Below are 16,102 nucleotides of genomic sequence, written 5' to 3'. Positions count from 1 at the left end.
CCCGGCGTCGGCCGCCCGTCACTCCTCGTCGAGCCAGTAGTCGACCGTCGCATCGGCCGGGTAGTAGCCGCTGACGACCCGTTCGTCGGCGTCGCCGCCCGGCGGCGAGCCCGCGTAGACGCCGATCTTCCCCGAGTCGGGGTAGACGGTGACGTCGGGGTCGCGCATGGTCGACAGCGCGAGGAACCGGAGCGGGTCGTCGCCGTCGTTCTCGACCCGGTGAGCGCTCTCCGGACCGGCCGGCAGCGCCACGTAGTCGCCCGCCTGTAAGGAATGGCGCTCGTCGTCCTCGTCGTCGCCGACGCGGAGCGTCCCCGCGCCGGCGAGGACGTAGATCGCCTCCTCGTTGCCCGCGTGGTAGTGGTAGGGCCACGACTTCCCGCCCGGCGGGAGTTCGTAGAGGCTGGCACCGAGCTCCTCGCCACCGGCGGCGTCGGCGAGTCGCTTGCGGCGGAACTCGGTCACGCCCCGTCGAGTCTCGGTCCACTCGAGATCCGACTCGTTGACTGGATCCATAGTCGAAGTGGCCGGAGGGAAGGTCAAAAGGCCACCGGCGGCGTCAGTTCGACCTGCGTAGCGGTGACCGTCTCCTCCGGGCGGAACTCCCCGTCCCTGCCGGCGTCCGTAGCTTCATGTCGTCAGAGAGCGAAGTTCGAACCATGTCCGAAGAGGTCACCCGACTCCTGCGCAAGGCGTACCAGGACGAACACGAGACCGTCTGGAACTACATGACCAACGCGATCGTCCTCGACGGCGTCCGCGCCGAGGAGATCAAGGAGTCCCTCCAGACGGACATCCAGGAGGAACTCGGCCACGCCGAACAGCTGGGCCAGCGCCTGAAGCAACTCGACGAGCGCCCGCCCGCCTCCGCGGAGTTCGAGGCCGCACAGCACTCCCTGCAGCCCCCGGAGGACTCGACGGACGTCCTCTCGGTCATCCGGGGTGTGCTCGACGCCGAGGAGGACGCCATCGCGACCTACCGCGCGCTCATCGACGCCGCGGAGGAGGCGAACGACCCCGTGACCGAGGACCTCGCGGTGACCATCCTCGCCGACGAGGAGGCCCACCGGACGGAGTTCCGCGGCTACAAGAAGGAGTACCAGCGCGAGTAATCCCCCGCGCCCGCCCGTCCGACCACCGAGCGTTACTTCTCGTTCGAGTTGCTCGATTGACAGACACTCACGGTACTTTACAAACATGTTTTCCTAAAATATAATTATTTGTCATTTCAGCCGAAGCACGAAACGCAATGCAAGCAGTCGTACTCGAGGCGTTCAAAGAACCCTGAGAGGTGCAGGAGGCCGACCGTCCGGAGCCCGAACCGCACGGGGCCGTGGCCGAAGTGATCGGCTGTGGCGTGTGTCGGTCCGACTGGCACTGCTGGCAGAGCGACCGGGACTGGTTCGGTTACCGTCCGGACCCGCCGCACACTCTGGGCCACGAGCCCACCGGGAGAATCGTCGCCGTCGGCGACGGAGCCCGAGTAGCCGCCCCAGTCGGTCTCTCTCCCCGGCTGGGTCACCTCGCCGCCGGCGGCGGCGAGTTCGGCGAGGACGCGGTCGACTTCCTCCCGCGAACCGACGTTGTGTGCGAGCGTGACGCCGTCGAATCTCGTCTGGCCGGCGTCGACACCCGCGTCCGCGGCGAGCGCCTCGCGCGGGAAGACCGAGAGCCACGCGCCATCGAGTTCGAAGAACGCGGCGTCGCCCCGGCGGTCGACGGGGAAGCCGAGTTCACGATAGAACTCGACCGCGCGGTCGACGTCGGCGACGCCGAGGGTGACGAGGTTGATGCGGGGCTCCATGTCCTCCTGTCGTGACGCTGGACGGAAGCGTTGTATCCCGTCGTTCAGTCCGCCGCCGTCGGCGTCGTCCCGCCCGTCCCCGCCCGCGCGCGCTCGTCGAGCGCTTCGACGACGAGTTCGCTCACGTCGACGATCTCCAACTGTTCCTCGAAGCCGCCCGTCTTACGGCCGTCCTCGTACATCGTCGCGCACATCGGACAGGCGACGACGAACTGCTCCGGCGTGCGGACGGTGTCCTCCGTCGCCTCTCGCAGCCGTTCCTCGCTCGGCTTCGTGTGCTCGTCGTGGTCCATCCAGAGGCCGCCCCCGCCGCCGCCACAACAGAACGAATCGTCGCGGTTGCGTGGCATCTCGACGAGGTCCGCGCCGGTCGCTTCGACGACCTCGCGGGGCGTCTCGAAGACACCGTTGTACCGACCGAGGTGACAGGGATCGTGGTAGGTGACCGTCCGGTCGACGGTTCCGAGGTCGAGTCGGCCCTCGTCGACGAGCGTCTGCAACAGCTGCGTGTAGTGGAAGACGGGGTAGTCGAAGTCGACGCCGAGGTCGGCCGCCAGCTCGGGGTACTCGTTTTCGAACGTGTTGTACGAGTGGGGATCGGTGCAGACGATCTTCTCGAAGTCGCAGTCGTCCATCGCCCTCGCGTTGTCCTCGACGAGCATCTCGTACAGCCCCTCTTCACCCACTCTTCGGACGTCGTTGCCGTCGTTGGCCTCGTCGTCGTAGAGGATGCCGTAGGAGACGCCGGCCTCGTGGAGGATACGTGCGAGCGCGCGGGCGACCCGCTGGTTGCGCTCGTCGTAGGAGGGGTAGTCGCCGACGTACCAGAGGAACTCCACCGACTCCTCGCGGGCGTCCGGCACCTCGAAGTCCAGCTCCTCGGTCCACGCCGGACGCTTCCGTGCGGGGTCGCCGAAGGCGTTGCCGTTCTGGAAGACGTTCATCATCGCCTCCTGGACCTGCTCCGGTTGCTGGCCCGTCTCCGTGAGCCGGCGGTTCATCTCCGTGAAATGGGTCAGGTGTTCGATGTCGACCGGGCAGGCGTCCATGCAGGCCATGCAGGCCATACACGACTCCATCGACTCCGCCGCGATCACCGGCGAACCGCCGTCCGCCACGATGTCGACCTCCTCGCCGCCCGCGTCGACCGACTCGCGGTACGTCTTCAGGTCGAGGATCACGTCGCGCGGATCGAGGTCGCGTCCGGAAGCCTTCGCGGGACACACGGACGAACACCGGCCACACTTCGTGCAGGCGTCCATGTCGAGCAGTTGTCGCCACGAGAAGTCCGCCACCGAGGTGTAGCCGATCTCGTCGGGCGCGAGGTGTTCGGGGACCCGGGGGAGGCGACGACCCGCCCGTTCATCCCGCGTGACGATGTTCGCAAAGGACGAGAGCATGTGGAACGGTTTCGCGTAGGGGACGGCGGCGACGAACGCGAGCGCCAGGATCGCGTGAGACCACCACGCCCAGGAGTACAGCGTCTCGGCCCCCGCGGCCGAGAGTCCCCCGGCGTCGAGAACGAGCGCGACGAAGTAGCCCACGAACGACACGGTCTCGAAGGAGGGAAAACCGGTGCCGACGATGCGCAGTCCCTCGGTGAGGTAGCCCCCAACGCCGAGGAGAAAGAGCGTCCAGACGAAGGCGTCGTCCTCGAGGCCGGTGTGTTTGCCCCACAGTCGCTCCTCTCTCACCCGGTACCGCCGGTAGATCGCCATGCCGACGCCGACGACGAACAGCAGCCCCAGCGCGTCCATCACCAGCGAGTACGACAGGTAGAAGTCGCCGACGAAGAAGGACGTCCCCGTCAAACGGCGGTAGATGTCGATGTCGATCGCGAGGATTGTGGTGCCGATGAGGAGGGTGAGAAAGCCCCAGACGATGAACGCGTGCATGACCCCCGCGTAGCGGTCGCGGTCGAACTGGGCCTCGTTGGAGACGAGCATGCGCGTGGCGCGGCGGAGTCGTCCCGAGAGGTCGTCGAGGCGGGCGAACGGGTCGTCGGTTCCGCGCGCGTAGCGGGCGAACCGCCCGTAGACGCCGTAGCCGAAGACGAGAACCGCCACCGCGGCGAGGTAGTAAAACACCGCCTCGCCCACCGGACCGATGGTCCAGAACGTCTCGCGCGTCACCGTCTGGAGAACGCCGACCGTCATGGCGCGGCCCCTCTGATCGCGGTACCGCGTCCGGCCGGGTCCCGAGACCGACCCCGGGACGCGACGACCGTCGAACGTTCGAGCGCCGGTGGCCGACAGTGTAGCATACCAGATTCCGGGTCCGGCGTCGTGTTAACCGTTGTGCCGACGCCGTCGACTACGTGCCGGCACTCACTCCGCTGACGGCCCGTCGGCGCTCTCGGTTCCCTCGATCGCCGCCACGAGTAGTCCGGAGATACCGCGCCGGAGCCGCTGGGAGACCGCTGTGTCCGAGACGCCCAACTCGGCAGCGAGTTCGACCAGATTGATTTCCCGGGGGACGTCGAAGTAGCCACGCTCCAGCGCGGTCAACAGCGTCTCACGTTGGGTCTCCGTGAGCCCGGCACCGAGACCGCTCGCCGTCGGGACGCCCGGGTTGTGGAGCTGCTTGAAGTCCAGCCGGATCCCCCGTTCGTGACACCGCCGGTAGAACTCGGTCAGGTCGGTGTGATCGGGAAAGCGGAGGTGAACCCGCCACTCACCGGCCGTGCCGACGGCGTCGAGCAGTTCTCCGCTGGTGGCGTGGATAGTCTCGACGAGCGGCGACGCGTCGGTCGACCAGTTCGCGCGGAGCAACGCCTCCCCGTTGATCCGGTCTAACACGCGGAACGAGTCGATGTCCGGCGCGGATCGGAGGGCAGTCTCGATGGCGTCGACGGAGCCATCGGCCACCCAGAAGTACGGCACGAACCACTCGTCGGAGGGGACCACGCGTTCGAGTTGCACGCGGAGCCCCGAGGGTTCGGAGATGGCCGCTTCGAGAACGAAATGTTCGGCGGCGACATCGAGAGTGGCGATGACGCTCATCGGGGGATTCCATGAGAACGGTGGAGTGTAAAGTGAAAAATACTTCGACGGTCGGGGCCGGTGCCGAGTGTGCCGTCAGAAGAGCGCGGTCAGCGCCAGGAGGACCGCCACGCCCAGCGCGGGGTAATCGCGTCGGGAGAACGACAGCGGGGGGAGCGTCGGGTTCCACGAGAAACAGCGGGCCCGCAACGCCAGCGCCAAGCGGTCGGAGCGCAGGAACACCCGCCGGAGGCCGGTCACGCCGACGAGCCGGATCCGCTCGTGGACGGGAGCGCGGTCGCCGAGTCGTGCGGCCATCGCGGCCCGGATGGTGGCGAGGTCGTGGCGCATCAGCGGGAGGAACCGCAGGACGAGACCGACACCAGCGCCCAGGAGGACGCCGACGCGACCCGGGAGGAGGTGTTGGATCGCAGCACGGGACTCCCGGACGGGCGTCGTCCGGATGTACGCCGTCGACACGAGCAACAGCAACACCACCCGGTAGGAGGCGAGGGCGGGACCGGTGGCGTCGCTCACGACGAACCACGGCGGCCCGAGCGTCGCCCCCTCAACGAGCGGCGCGGCGACGAGGAACGGCAGGAACGATCGGTACGACCGGAGGCTCGCGGCGACCGGCGTCGCAGCGAGAAAGAGCACGACGAGCGTCGCGCCCGAGAGCGCCAGCAAGCCGACGGGCGTCGTGTGGGCGACCGCGGCGACCGCAAAGCCCGCCTGCACGGCGAGTTTGGTCCGCGGGTCGAGGCGGTGGGCGAGCGAGTCGCCCGCGACGAACGAGAGGCTCACCGCCGCGTCCTGACCGTGCGTGAGGTGGGCGGTCGCACGGGGGTCACGGCGGGCGGATCCCTCGCTCGGTCAGTCGGTCGGGGTCGATCTCGTCGGTCGGGGCGTCGAGGGCGATCCGGCCCTGGGTGAGGACGACGACCCGCCCGGCCAGGGCGGCGACGTCCCGGAGGTCGTGCGTGACGACGACGACGCTTTTGCCAGCAGCGTGCAGCGCGTCGAGGCGCTCCAGCACCGCCCGCCGTGCGGGCCAATCCAATCCGGTAAAGGGCTCGTCGAGGACGAGGTGGTCGGGGTCCATGGCGAGCGCGCCCGCGATGGCGACCCGTTCGCGTTCGCCCCCAGAGAGCGCCTCGATCCGCGCGTCGCGCTTCTCCCGGAGACGGACCGCCGCGAGCGCGTCGTCGACGCGGCGTTCAATCTCGTCGTGCGTGAGGCCGAGGTTCTCGGGCCCGAACGCGACGTCCGCACCGACGGTAGCCGCGACGAAGCCGTCGCGAGGATCCTGGAACACCATGCCGACCGCGGTCCGCGCCGCGACGACGTTCTCGGAGATTGCCTCGCCGTTCACTTCCACGATCCCCGAGTCGGGTTCGAGCAGTCCGTTGAAGTGGCGGACGAGCGTGGTCTTCCCCGAGCCGTTCGGTCCGGCGAGGAGGAGGAACTCGCCGTCGTCGATGGAGAGCGAGACGCCGTCGACGGCCACGCTGTCGCCGTACCGGTGGGTGAGGTTCCGGGTGCGGATCACGACCGACCTCAGCGGGCGACGATGGCGTCGCTCCGGACGATGGCGACCGTCACGGCGGCCTTGAGCGCGGCCACCGGCAGGAACGGAACCACGACGGCCGTGACGCTCGCCAGGAGGCCGATCCCCTGGACGAGCGAGAAGCCGACCGACCCGGCCGCGTAGACGACGGCGCTCCCGGCGACGAGCGCGACGGCCAGTCGCGGGACCGGGATCTCGCTCAGTGGGTTGAGGCCGTCTCGCCCGTGCGCCACGAACCCGATGGTGGCGGCCGCCAGGGGGAAGCCGACGAGGAACCCCCCAGTGGGGCCGAGGACGACGCCGAGCCCGGCGTTCGCGCCGGCGAAGACGGGGAGACCGACGACGCCGGCGAGGAGGTAGAGGACGAAGGCGAAGCCGGCCCAGAGCGGCCCCAGGACGATCCCCGAGAGGTAGACCCAGAGCGTCTGGAGGGTGATCGGGACGTTCGGTGCGAGCGGGTGGACGAGGTCGACGGGTGCGGTCGCCGCGGTCGCGGCGGCGAACAGGACGGCGCGGGCCACGTTCCCGACCACCTCGTCGCCGACGAGTTCGACCGACTCTGTGTTCGTCGCCATCTGTGTTCGAGGATGTTCTGTAAACCGCTTTAATCGTTTGGTTGACGAAGGGCGGCGGAGGGCGGTTGCCGTGGGCACCGGCCGTTCCCGTGCTGTCGACATCACCGCCATACGAACTGTCAGCGACGCGTGGCGACAGCAGGCTTTTACCACCGCAGGGTGTAGCCCGGTCGCCATGGACGATAAGACCGAGGAACTCCGTGACATCTTCATCGACGCCACGGGCTCCGATACGGTCACCGAGCGACAGGAGGAGACGCGCGGGTCGCTCGCCGGGGGGGATGACGAAGCCACGGACGAGCGTCTCACGGACCTCGTCGCCACGATGCGCCAGCGGTTCGACTTCCGCTCGACCCTGGTCGACGACGCGCTCGTGACGGTCCTGCGGCGCTTCTTCGACGACGAGACCGACGCCGAGATCGCCGCCGATCTCGGGATCACGGCGCAGGAGGTGTTCGAGGCGCGGATGGACCTCCACCTGGTCACCGACGTCGACCGCGCGACCGACATCGAGATCGTGACCGTCCGTCGGCTGTTCGTCGACGGCGCGGACGTGGAGGCGTGCGTCGAGGCGATCGACGCCGACGCCGAGGCGGTGCGGCGCGCGTACCGCGTCGTCGAGAGCGAGACCGCCGCCGCACGGGCGAGTCACCGCTTCCGCGACGAGTTCGCCGAACTCCTGAGCGACGAAGAACTGTCGACGCGACTCGCGTCGGACGCCAGACGCGACGGGCTGGAGGACGCGACGGAGGATCTCGAGACCGACGTCTCGTTCTGAGTTCGGTCGCCGCTCGCCTGCCCGGCTACTCGCGGTGGCGGAACCGACGAGGGAGGCCGACGGCGCTCGCGACGCGGTCCCGGAAGTACACCGCCACGACGGCGGCGACGGTCCCCGCAGTACCCGCGGGGTGGCCGGCCGTCAGCATGAACGCTGTCGTGTGACCCAGACACAGACACCCACGGGGGGCGCAATAACTCTTCGCACGGCGTGGACCGAGCGATCCACTTTATCGGCGTCGCCACCGTCGGCGGATCCCGAGACCGACGCCGGCCAGAAGCGAGAGCCCACCCAGGGCGGCAGCGACCTGACTACCGAGCCGAACGGCCCGAACCTGCGACGGATCCGCCCGGTGGGTGACCGCGTCCGTCACGAGCGTCCGGTACCGGGTGTCGCCGCCGGCGGTGTCGCGGACGGCGTAACAGCCCTCGCCGCGGGCCTGGTAGTCGCTCGGAAAGGAGAACGGCCCGCCTGGATCGGTCTCGACGACGTACGAGCCGTTCGTCTCGGCGCGGCGGACGTGTCGCCGGACGTCGGTCGGGAGGGCCGTCCGGTCGACGACGAAATCGGCGTCGACGGCGCTGTCGGCGGCCGTCCCCGCGCGGGGCTCGTCGACGGCGTCGGCGCAGAAGCCGTCGGTCGGAGCGCGGTATCGGTAGTCGCGGTCCCAGTCGGCGGTGACGAAATCGACGAACGGGAGGGCGAAGGCCGTCGTGAGCGAGAGGAGGCCGAGGAGGACGAGGCGGGTCGGTCGGCGCATCGCCGAAGGGTCGCCGAGCGTTCGATAAGTGTCTTCGGGGCCCGGGGCGGCGGCGACTCGACGGTTACTCGGCCAACGCCGCCCGCGCCGCCTCGACGCCGGTTTCGGTCTCCACGTCGACGCCGGCGTCGGCCATCGCCTCCCCGACCGTGCGGACGCCACGGAGCACCTGCTCGGACGTGAGGTGACCCATGTTCGACACGCGGAAGATCTGTCCGCCGAGGTGTGCCTGTCCGCCGGAGATGCTGACGTTGCGCTCGGCGACGCCGTCGAAGAAGTCCGGGGCGTCGTCGCCGTACACCTCGTCGGGGAGCGACACCGACGTGACGGTGTTCGAAAGCTCCGTGGGTCCGTCAGCGTTCGCGAACAGTTCCAGGCCCATCGCCTCGAACCCCGCGCGGAACGCGGCGGCCTGTCGCTGGTGGCGGCGGATGCGCGTCGGCATCGTCTCGGCGACGATGTCCTCGACGGCGACCGCGAGCGCGCGGAACAGCGGGACGGCACTGGTAAAGGGCGTCTGGTGGCTCTCCTCCTTCCGGAGGTGCCAGTCGAGGTCCTCGTAGAACGGAGCGGCCTCGCCGTCAAACCGCTCTTCGACGCCGTGTCGGACCCACATCGCGCTAATCCCCGGCGGGGCCGCGAGCGCCTTCTGCGCGTCGGTGATGGCGATGTCGACGTTCCACTCGTCCATGAGGAACTCGTCGCCGCCGATACAGGTCACTCCGTCGACGACGAACGTGGCGTCGTGCTCGCGGGCGATCTCGCCGATCTCCGTGCCCGGATTCAAGAGTCCGGTGGAAGTCTCGTTGTGGACCAGCGTGACGACGTCGGTGTCGTCGGTGACCGCGTCGGCGACCGCCTCGACCGGGATCGACTCCCCCCAGTCGGCCTCGACCCTGGTACAGGAGGCGTAGCGGTCGGCGATCCGCGCGAACCGGCGGCCGAACTTCCCGTTGACCAGCGAGACGACTTCCCCACCCTCGCCGACGAGGTTGGTGATGGCCGCCTCCATCCCCATCGTCGCGGTGCCGTTGAGGACGAGCGACGTCCCCCCCTCGGCGGTCGTCGACTCCCCGGAGAGCGACGAGTGCTCGAACACGTAGTCGAGTCCGTCCTGGGCGCGCTCGTACACCGCCTCGAACTCGGCGGAGCGGTGCGACACCATCGGCTCGGCCATCGACTGGAGCACCTCGTCTGTCACCGGCACGGGACCGGGGTTGAGGAGCAGGAAGTCCTCGGTCATATACCGGCAGTTCATGGTCGCCGGGCATAAGCGTCGCGGAACGCCAGCGTGTCGTGGAGTACGGACGCCTCCGGACGGACGCGGCCGAGCCCGAGCGGAGCACACGGTCCACGGCCGACGCGACGAGCGAAACGAAGCGACGGGCGAGTGCCCGGTCACGAGCGGGACCGATCGACGGGCGACACACATCCCCGATCATTTACCCCCGTGCCACCAACGGGTGACCGATGACAGAGGGCGAACTCGAGTCGGACATGCAGAACCCCTACCTCCGAGAGCCGCCGACGGATTTCGCACCCGTCGACGAACTCTCGCGGGGCGAGGCGGAGACGCAGGCCCGCCTCCTCAGGGAGGCGCTCCACGAGCACGACCGGCGGTACTACGTCGAGGCCGACCCGGTGATCGCCGACCGGACGTACGACGCGTTGTTCGAGCGTCTCGAAGCCCTCGAAGACGCGCTCGACCTCGCGACGCCGGACTCACCCACGCAGCGGGTCGGCGGCGAGCCGGTCGACGAACTCGCGACGGTCGACCACGTCGCGCCGATGCTGTCGATCGACCAGTCGGTCGAGGAGGAGGCGGTGCGGGAGTTCGACCGCCGCGTCCGCAATGCCGTGGGCGACGTCACGTACGTCTGCGAGCCGAAGTTCGACGGGCTCTCGGTCGAGGTCGTCTACGAGGACGGCGAGTTCCAGCGCGCCGCCACCCGCGGCGACGGCGAGGCGGGCGACGACGTGACGGCGCAGGTCCGGACCATCAGGGCAGTGCCGCTCCGCCTGCGCGGGACCCCCCCGGAAGAGCTCGCCGTCCGCGGCGAGGTGTACATGCCCCGGGACGCGTTCACGAGACACAACCGCGAGCGGATCGAAGCCGGCGAGGAGCCCTTCGCCAACCCGCGCAACGCCGCCGCGGGGTCGCTCCGACAGCTCGACCCCGCGGTGGTGGCCGGCCGGCCGCTGGCCTGTTTCTTCTACGACGTGATGGCCGCGAGCGACGGGGACGCGCCCGAGACCCAGACCGAGGCGCTCGCGGCGTTCGAGGAGTGGGGGCTCCCCGTCGCGGGCCGGGTCGACCGCGTCGACGACATCGACGCCGCCGTCGACTACCGGAACCGGCTGATGGACGAGCGCGACGGCCTGAACTACGAGGTCGACGGGACAGTGATCAAGGTCGACAGCCGCTCCGCCCGGGAGGAACTGGGGTCGACCGCCCGCGCGGTCCGGTGGGCGTTCGCCTACAAGTTCCCCGCGCGGACGGAGGCGACGACCGTCGAGGACGTGGTCGTCCAGGTGGGCCGGACCGGGCGACTGACGCCCGTCGCCCTCCTCGATCCGGTCGACGTCGGCGGCGTCACGGTGTCGCGGGCGACGCTCCACAACCCCGACGAGATCGCCGACCTCGGGGTGGACATCGGCGATCGGGTCCGCGTCAAGCGGGCCGGCGACGTCATCCCGCACGTCGACGAGGTCGTCGAAAAACGCTCCGAGGGCGTCTTCTCGTTCCCCGACGCCTGCCCGGTGTGTGGCAGTCCCGTCGAGCGCGACGGCCCCCTCGCGTTCTGTACCGGCGGGCTGACGTGCGAGGCCCAGCTCGAGCGGACGATCGAACACTACGGCTCGCGGAAGGGCCTCGACATCGAGGGGCTCGGCGGCGAGCGCGTCGCACAGCTGGTCGACGCGGACCTCGTGACGGGGCTGGCGGACCTCTACCGACTCGACGTCGACGCGCTCGCGGAACTGGAGGGGTGGGGCCAGCGCAGCGCCGAGAAACTCCTCGGAGAGGTCGACGACGCGCGCGAGCCCCCGCTGGACGACTTTCTCTCGGCGCTCGGCATCCCCGAGGTCGGCCAGTCCACGGCCCGAAACGTCGCCCGGGAGTTCGGCTCCCTCGACGCCCTGCCGCTCTCTGACGACGCCGACTTCGGCGGCTTCGAAGACCGCCTGCAGACGGTTCCGGACGTCGGGCCGACCGTCGCCCACCACGTCCGGGAGTTCTTCGAGAACCACGAGAACCGTGCCGCGATCGCTGACCTCTTGACGGCGGTCGACCCCCAGGACCTCGACACCGACGACGGTGCGACGCCGTTAGAGGGGCTGACGTTCGTCTTCACCGGCTCGCTGTCGGTGTCGCGCGCGGACGCCGCCGACCTCGTCGAGCGCCACGGCGGCCGCGTCACCTCCTCGGTGTCGTCGAACACCTCCTACCTCGTCGTCGGCGACTCGCCGGGGCGGAACAAACGCGACGACGCCGCGGCGAACGACGTACCCGAACTCACCGAGACGGAGTTCGAGACCGTCCTGGGAGAACACGGCGTCGACTACCCGCCGGCGTGAGTGGACGGGCGTGACCGCGGTCCCGGACGGCCGAACGGGACCGTCGGGACGAGCGGCCAACCGATAAAATGTATAACAATATGGAGAGGAAACGAAGGGGTCGGTCTACTTCTCGACGTCGAGCAGCGCGACCCGTTCGAGTACGATATCGGCGAGGTCACCCTCGACCGCCGCCAGTTCCGGGTCACCGACGTCGAAGTACGCCCGGATCAGGGACGCGTCGACCTCGCCGAGCGTCTCCACCGGGTCGAGGAGCGACGCGACCGCTGCGGCCGCCGCGGTCTCGTCCCCGTCCGTTTCGCGTGCCACCCGATCCGGCGGCGCGTCGATCAGCACGACGACCGGGCGCTCGCCGGGCGAAATGCCGAGTGTGAGCGCGCGGTCGATCTGTCGGCGGCCCGCGGCGTAGAGGAGGATCTCGACGCCGCGGTCGCGGGCGACGTTCGTCCCGCGTGCGAGGGCGCGGTCGGCGAGTTCGACCGCGCGTTCGAGGTGAGCGCGAGAGACGACGTACCGCGCGTCGAACGCCTGGACGGTCACCCCGTGGTCGTCGCCGATCGCGTTCAGTTCCGAGACGAACGCGTCGACGTCGTCGACGTGTGCGACGCCCTCGACGAGTCTCACCCGAAATCACCCAGGCTCGCCTGGTCGCTCCCACCCGCGTCGCCGCGGCCGTCGTCCCGCGTCGCCGAGGCCGTCTCCGCCGTCACCGACTCGTCCGCGTCGACGGCGTCCATCGACGGCTCCTGCCGGCCGACGTTTTCGAGGATCGTTTCCGCCGTCTTCCGCCGGCCCCGGAGCGCCCCCAGCACCACCGACTTGTCGGCCTCGCGGAGGTCCGCGCGCGTCTCGATACCCGCCTCGTACAGCCGTCGGGCACGCTTTCGGCCGACGTTTCTGACCCCCGCGAGGTCGAGCAGTTCGTCCCGAACCCCGTACTCGACGCGCTTTTTCGCCTCGCGGACGGCGACGGCGTCGAAGCCGCGGTCGCCGGCGATGCGCTCGGCCGCGCCGAGGAGCCACGTGGCGGTGTCGACCTTGCCGCGAACGTCGCCCGGGCCGACGCCGTACCGCTCTGTGATGCGGTCCTCGTCGACCTCGTTCGCCCAGTCTTCGAGCAGCCGCGCCGTTTTGAGGGCAGAAAGCCACGCCTCGAAGTCGCTGTCGCTGTACTCGGATGGGGTTCGACCCAAGAGTTCGGCCTCGCGTTCGTAACACTCCTCGGTGTACGTCTCGCGGTCGCCCGACTTCAGGTAGAGCTGGTACATGTCCGGCGTCCGGCAGACGAGGTGGTAGAGGCCGAGCGGGGTCGGATACGTTCGATCCGTCCCGGCCGTGTCGGGCCCGTCGTCGTCGGCAGTGTCGCCGTCAGCGTCGGCGACCATCTCACTGGCCGGTCGGAAGCCACCGGCCTCGGCCGACCCAGCCGACTCATCCGACTCGACCGACTCGGTCGACTCCGCCGACGAACCGGACGCCCGCGTTGTCGTCCCGTCGAGTTTCCGGTGCATCTCGGCCTCGTGCTCGTCGGCCCACGCCAGGCCGTCGACGATCTCGGCGGCGCTCATCGGGTCGAGGTAGAGTCTGGAGACGGTGTGGCCCAGCCCCGTTGCCTTCAGGCGCACGTCGTCCCCGTCGCGCTCGCGGGTGAGGAAGTCGTTCGCTTCGAGGTAGTCGAGCACGGTGTCGGCGACCCTCTCCAGGCGACCGGGGTCGTCGGTCTGCGTCGCGTACAGCGTGCGGTCGAGGAAGTCCAGGAGGCCCGAGCGGGTGTGGGCGAAGCCCGAGGCGACGGTGGCGAGCAGGTGCGTTCTGAGTGCGGGCTCGGCGGCGAGTTTCGACCGGACGGGCTCGGGGTCGGCCCAGACGTACCGCTCGAACAGTTCGTCGCGGGTGTCGTAGTCCGTCGCCAGCAACACCGCCTCGCCGTAGGGGTCGAGGCCGGGCCGGCCCGCCCGGCCCATCATCTGGTGGACTTCGAGCACGTCGAGCGGCTTCATCCCGCCGTACGAGCCGTCGTAGCGCTGCCAGTCGCGGACGATCACCCGCCTGGAAGGAGTATTGACGCCCGCCGCCAGCGTGGGCGTGGCGCAGACGCATTTGATGAGCCGCGCGCGGAAGGCGTCCTCGACGAGCGATCGGTGCTCCGCGGCGAGCCCCGCGTGGTGAAACGCCGCGCCCTGCCGGACGACGCGGGCGAGGTCGGCCGAGGTCTCGGTGCCGGAGACGCCCTCGATCTCGTCGGCGAGCTCCCGCAGGTCCGCTCGCTCCCCGTCGGTGAGCCGCTTCGCCGTGACCTCGCACAGCCGTTTCGCCGCCGCCTCGGCGTTCCGCCGGGAGTTGACGAACACCAGCGTCGAACCGCCCTCGTCGAGCGTGTCGCCGACGAGCGCCGGCGTCTGCCGCTTCCCCCCGACTTCGACCTCCCGCTGGGAGCCGTCGTCGAACGTGATCGCGTTGCCGTAGTGGACCCCGGTCCGGAGATCGATCGGCCGCCAGTCGGAGTCGACGAGGCCCGCGTCGAGCCAGTCGGCGATCTCGTCGGCGTTGCCGACCGTGGCGGAGAGGGCGACGACCTGGAGGTCGGGGTTGATCCGGCGGAGCTTCGCGAGCGTCACCTCCAGTGTGGGCCCCCGGTTCCGGTCGTCGACGAGGTGGACCTCGTCGGCGACGACGCAGGTGAGCTGGTCGACCCACGGCGCGTCGTTCCGGACCAGGGAGTCGACCTTCTCCGAGGTGGCGACGATAATGTCGCGGGAGGCGAGCCACTCGCCGCTGGAGTCGTAGTTTCCGGTGGAGACGCCCACGTCGAACCCCAGCGCCTCCCAGCGCTCGAACTCCGTCTTCTTCTCCGTCGCGAGCGCGCGCAGGGGGACGATGTAGAGGGCTTTGCCACCGCGGGCGACCGACGAGAGCATCGCGAGTTCGGCGACGAGCGTCTTGCCCGACGCCGTCGGGACCGCGGCGACGACGCTCTCGCCCGTGGTGACGCCCGCGTCGACCGCCGCGGCCTGGGGCGGGTACAGCTCCTCGATCCCCTCCTCGTGGAGGTGCGAGGCGACTCCCTCGGGCAGACCGGGGACGTCGGCGGGGTTCATCTACCACCGCTTGGGTCCGTCCTCGGTTTTAGGTTTCGGGTTGCGAGAGGCGGGCGTTCCGGTGGGTCTACGACCCACAGATCGACCGAGAGACGCGCCGGCACCTGGTGGGTGGCGTCCAGTCGAAGACGAAGCGGTCCGACGGCGATCGGCTGGCAGTGCGATGATCCGTCGACGAGCCGTCGGTGGTCGGGACGAGACAGCCGGTTACTCGTCGGCGAACGGCTGATGTCGAGACGAGACAGTCGATTACTCGTCGGCGAACGGCTGGTGATCGGGACGAGACAGTCGCCAGGGCAGTGAGACGCCACGCCCTCCCCAGCCGATCCGGGCACTCCGTCACTCCGTTCGGTCGTGCCCTCATCCCTCGCGCGTCGGCGCGCACGGAGGCGCGCCGACCGCGCCACCGCACCCGTGCCATCGTGTCGTGACACGGGAGGCGCGCGCTGTCGCGGCCGCCCGGCCGCGACCGATGCGTGCGAGGGGCCTGCTCGCGGCTCCGACCGCGAGCCACTGGTTGGGGAGGGTGCGGTCTCTCGTCGCCCTGCCTGCTCCACCGCGTTCGGTCTCGGTCACGGCCCGTCGCCACGCACGTCCGTTCACGAACCGTGCGGCCGGCACGTCGTCGCCCCCTCACAGTGTCGACTCCCGAGGACGGGCGCCACGTCTTTACCCTCCCCCCGCTTCGACTCACGCATGCACATCGAGTACGACCGCGACACCTGTATCGGGATGTTCCAGTGCGTCGACGAGTGGGACGGCTTCGAGAAGAACCTCGACGCCGGCAAGGCCGACCTCGTCGAGGGGGAAGAGCGCGAGGAGGACCTCTTCGTGCGCGAGGTCCCCGAGGACGCCGAGTTCGAAGCGGAGTTCGCCGCGCGGGTCTGCCCCGTCGACGCGATCAAACTGTACGACGACGACGGCGAGCAGATCGTCTGAGGCGGCGGATCGGTGGCCGCGTCG

15 protein-coding genes and 2 pseudogenes are annotated in these 16,102 nt (G+C 69.7%); 5 read left to right on the top strand and 12 right to left on the bottom strand.

Going from position 1 to position 16,102, the window contains the following annotated elements; genetic code table 11:
* Positions 1 to 18 precede the first annotated feature (18 nt).
* Positions 19 to 516: a cupin domain-containing protein gene (locus NKJ07_RS15950; RefSeq protein ID WP_318567779.1), complete on the bottom strand. Its 498-nt coding sequence runs from the start codon at positions 514 to 516 to the stop codon at positions 19 to 21.
* A 143-nt stretch (positions 517 to 659) separates the two neighbouring features.
* On the opposite strand from NKJ07_RS15950, the gene NKJ07_RS15945 reads away from it, so the two are divergent.
* Together NKJ07_RS15945 and NKJ07_RS15940 are read left to right on the top strand one after the other, a co-directional pair.
* Positions 660 to 1,112 (top strand): ferritin-like domain-containing protein, encoded by a 453-nt coding sequence (locus NKJ07_RS15945; protein WP_318567778.1) that lies wholly within the window; start codon positions 660 to 662, stop codon positions 1,110 to 1,112.
* A gap of 179 nt (positions 1,113 to 1,291) precedes the next feature.
* A pseudogene (locus NKJ07_RS15940) lies at positions 1,292 to 1,474 on the top strand (alcohol dehydrogenase catalytic domain-containing protein); the annotation flags it as partial.
* A 51-nt stretch (positions 1,475 to 1,525) separates the two neighbouring features.
* Here the strand turns inward: NKJ07_RS15940 and NKJ07_RS15935 are convergent.
* The 6 genes and pseudogenes from NKJ07_RS15935 to NKJ07_RS15910 all read right to left on the bottom strand — a co-directional run.
* Positions 1,526 to 1,804: pseudogene (locus tag NKJ07_RS15935) on the bottom strand (VOC family protein); the annotation flags it as partial.
* A gap of 44 nt (positions 1,805 to 1,848) precedes the next feature.
* Entirely contained in the window at positions 1,849 to 3,960 is a 2,112-nt protein-coding gene (locus NKJ07_RS15930; RefSeq protein WP_318567777.1) for a (Fe-S)-binding protein, read from the bottom strand.
* Positions 3,961 to 4,131: 171 nt separating this feature from the next.
* Entirely contained in the window at positions 4,132 to 4,806 is a 675-nt protein-coding gene (locus NKJ07_RS15925; protein WP_318567776.1) for a helix-turn-helix domain-containing protein, read from the bottom strand.
* Between the two features lie 75 nt (positions 4,807 to 4,881).
* The gene (locus NKJ07_RS15920; protein WP_318567775.1) at positions 4,882 to 5,589 is read right to left on the bottom strand and encodes an energy-coupling factor transporter transmembrane component T family protein; all 708 of its coding nucleotides are present in this window, start codon (positions 5,587 to 5,589) and stop codon (positions 4,882 to 4,884) included.
* A gap of 43 nt (positions 5,590 to 5,632) precedes the next feature.
* Positions 5,633 to 6,334: an energy-coupling factor ABC transporter ATP-binding protein gene (locus tag NKJ07_RS15915; protein ID WP_318567774.1), complete on the bottom strand. Its 702-nt coding sequence runs from the start codon at positions 6,332 to 6,334 to the stop codon at positions 5,633 to 5,635.
* An 8-nt stretch (positions 6,335 to 6,342) separates the two neighbouring features.
* Complete coding sequence (locus NKJ07_RS15910) at positions 6,343 to 6,927, bottom strand: biotin transporter BioY (RefSeq protein WP_318567773.1); 585 nt, start codon at positions 6,925 to 6,927, stop codon at positions 6,343 to 6,345.
* A 175-nt stretch (positions 6,928 to 7,102) separates the two neighbouring features.
* Between NKJ07_RS15910 and NKJ07_RS15905 the strand changes: the two genes are divergently transcribed.
* Complete coding sequence (locus NKJ07_RS15905) at positions 7,103 to 7,705, top strand: conditioned medium-induced protein 4 (RefSeq protein WP_318567772.1); 603 nt, start codon at positions 7,103 to 7,105, stop codon at positions 7,703 to 7,705.
* A gap of 25 nt (positions 7,706 to 7,730) precedes the next feature.
* Here NKJ07_RS15905 and NKJ07_RS15900 read toward each other — a convergent pair whose 3' ends face one another.
* The 3 genes from NKJ07_RS15900 to NKJ07_RS15890 form a co-directional block, all read right to left on the bottom strand.
* Positions 7,731 to 7,853 (bottom strand): hypothetical protein, encoded by a 123-nt coding sequence (locus NKJ07_RS15900; RefSeq protein WP_318567771.1) that lies wholly within the window; start codon positions 7,851 to 7,853, stop codon positions 7,731 to 7,733.
* A gap of 81 nt (positions 7,854 to 7,934) precedes the next feature.
* The gene (locus NKJ07_RS15895; RefSeq protein WP_318567770.1) at positions 7,935 to 8,465 is read right to left on the bottom strand and encodes a hypothetical protein; all 531 of its coding nucleotides are present in this window, start codon (positions 8,463 to 8,465) and stop codon (positions 7,935 to 7,937) included.
* A gap of 64 nt (positions 8,466 to 8,529) precedes the next feature.
* A complete protein-coding gene (locus NKJ07_RS15890) occupies positions 8,530 to 9,708 on the bottom strand; it encodes a pyridoxal-phosphate-dependent aminotransferase family protein (protein WP_318567769.1) in 1,179 nt (392 codons plus the stop codon).
* Positions 9,709 to 9,935: 227 nt separating this feature from the next.
* Between NKJ07_RS15890 and ligA the strand changes: the two genes are divergently transcribed.
* The gene (gene ligA / locus NKJ07_RS15885) at positions 9,936 to 12,041 is read left to right on the top strand and encodes an NAD-dependent DNA ligase LigA (protein WP_318567768.1); all 2,106 of its coding nucleotides are present in this window, start codon (positions 9,936 to 9,938) and stop codon (positions 12,039 to 12,041) included.
* 105 nt (positions 12,042 to 12,146) lie between these two features.
* On the opposite strand, the gene cgi121 is transcribed toward ligA, so the two are convergent.
* Both cgi121 and NKJ07_RS15875 read right to left on the bottom strand, forming a co-directional pair.
* Positions 12,147 to 12,665, bottom strand: a complete 519-nt coding sequence (gene cgi121, locus NKJ07_RS15880) for a KEOPS complex subunit Cgi121 (protein WP_318567767.1) — start codon at positions 12,663 to 12,665, stop codon at positions 12,147 to 12,149.
* On the bottom strand, positions 12,662 to 15,139 hold the full coding sequence (locus NKJ07_RS15875) for an ATP-dependent DNA helicase (RefSeq protein ID WP_318567766.1): 2,478 nt from the start codon (positions 15,137 to 15,139) through the stop codon (positions 12,662 to 12,664). The genes cgi121 and NKJ07_RS15875 overlap by 4 nt, the downstream gene beginning before the upstream one ends.
* Positions 15,140 to 15,835: 696 nt before the next feature.
* Between NKJ07_RS15875 and NKJ07_RS15870 the strand changes: the two genes are divergently transcribed.
* Positions 15,836 to 16,078 carry a ferredoxin gene (locus tag NKJ07_RS15870; RefSeq protein ID WP_318567765.1) on the top strand — a complete coding sequence of 81 codons (243 nt, stop codon included), beginning with the start codon at positions 15,836 to 15,838 and terminating at the stop codon, positions 16,076 to 16,078.
* Positions 16,079 to 16,102 lie beyond the last annotated feature (24 nt).

The organism is Salinigranum marinum (genome assembly GCF_024228675.1).
Lineage (GTDB): Archaea > Halobacteriota > Halobacteria > Halobacteriales > Haloferacaceae > Salinigranum > Salinigranum marinum.
This window is presented reverse-complemented; position numbering and strand designations above follow the sequence as displayed.

Bases quoted from the DNA above. Each gene is read 5' to 3' on its own strand.
- NKJ07_RS15950 (WP_318567779.1), bottom strand. From the start codon at position 516: ATGGATCCAGTCAACGAGTCGGATCTCGAGTGGACCGAGACTCGACGG.
- NKJ07_RS15945 (WP_318567778.1), top strand. From the start codon at position 660: ATGTCCGAAGAGGTCACCCGACTCCTGCGCAAGGCGTACCAGGACGAA.
- NKJ07_RS15930 (WP_318567777.1), bottom strand. From the start codon at position 3,960: ATGACGGTCGGCGTTCTCCAGACGGTGACGCGCGAGACGTTCTGGACC.
- NKJ07_RS15925 (WP_318567776.1), bottom strand. From the start codon at position 4,806: ATGAGCGTCATCGCCACTCTCGATGTCGCCGCCGAACATTTCGTTCTC.
- NKJ07_RS15910 (WP_318567773.1), bottom strand. From the start codon at position 6,927: ATGGCGACGAACACAGAGTCGGTCGAACTCGTCGGCGACGAGGTGGTC.
- NKJ07_RS15905 (WP_318567772.1), top strand. From the start codon at position 7,103: ATGGACGATAAGACCGAGGAACTCCGTGACATCTTCATCGACGCCACG.
- NKJ07_RS15900 (WP_318567771.1), bottom strand. From the start codon at position 7,853: ATGCTGACGGCCGGCCACCCCGCGGGTACTGCGGGGACCGTCGCCGCC.
- NKJ07_RS15895 (WP_318567770.1), bottom strand. From the start codon at position 8,465: ATGCGCCGACCGACCCGCCTCGTCCTCCTCGGCCTCCTCTCGCTCACG.
- NKJ07_RS15890 (WP_318567769.1), bottom strand. From the start codon at position 9,708: ATGACCGAGGACTTCCTGCTCCTCAACCCCGGTCCCGTGCCGGTGACA.
- ligA (WP_318567768.1), top strand. From the start codon at position 9,936: ATGACAGAGGGCGAACTCGAGTCGGACATGCAGAACCCCTACCTCCGA.
- NKJ07_RS15875 (WP_318567766.1), bottom strand. From the start codon at position 15,139: ATGAACCCCGCCGACGTCCCCGGTCTGCCCGAGGGAGTCGCCTCGCAC.
- NKJ07_RS15870 (WP_318567765.1), top strand. From the start codon at position 15,836: ATGCACATCGAGTACGACCGCGACACCTGTATCGGGATGTTCCAGTGC.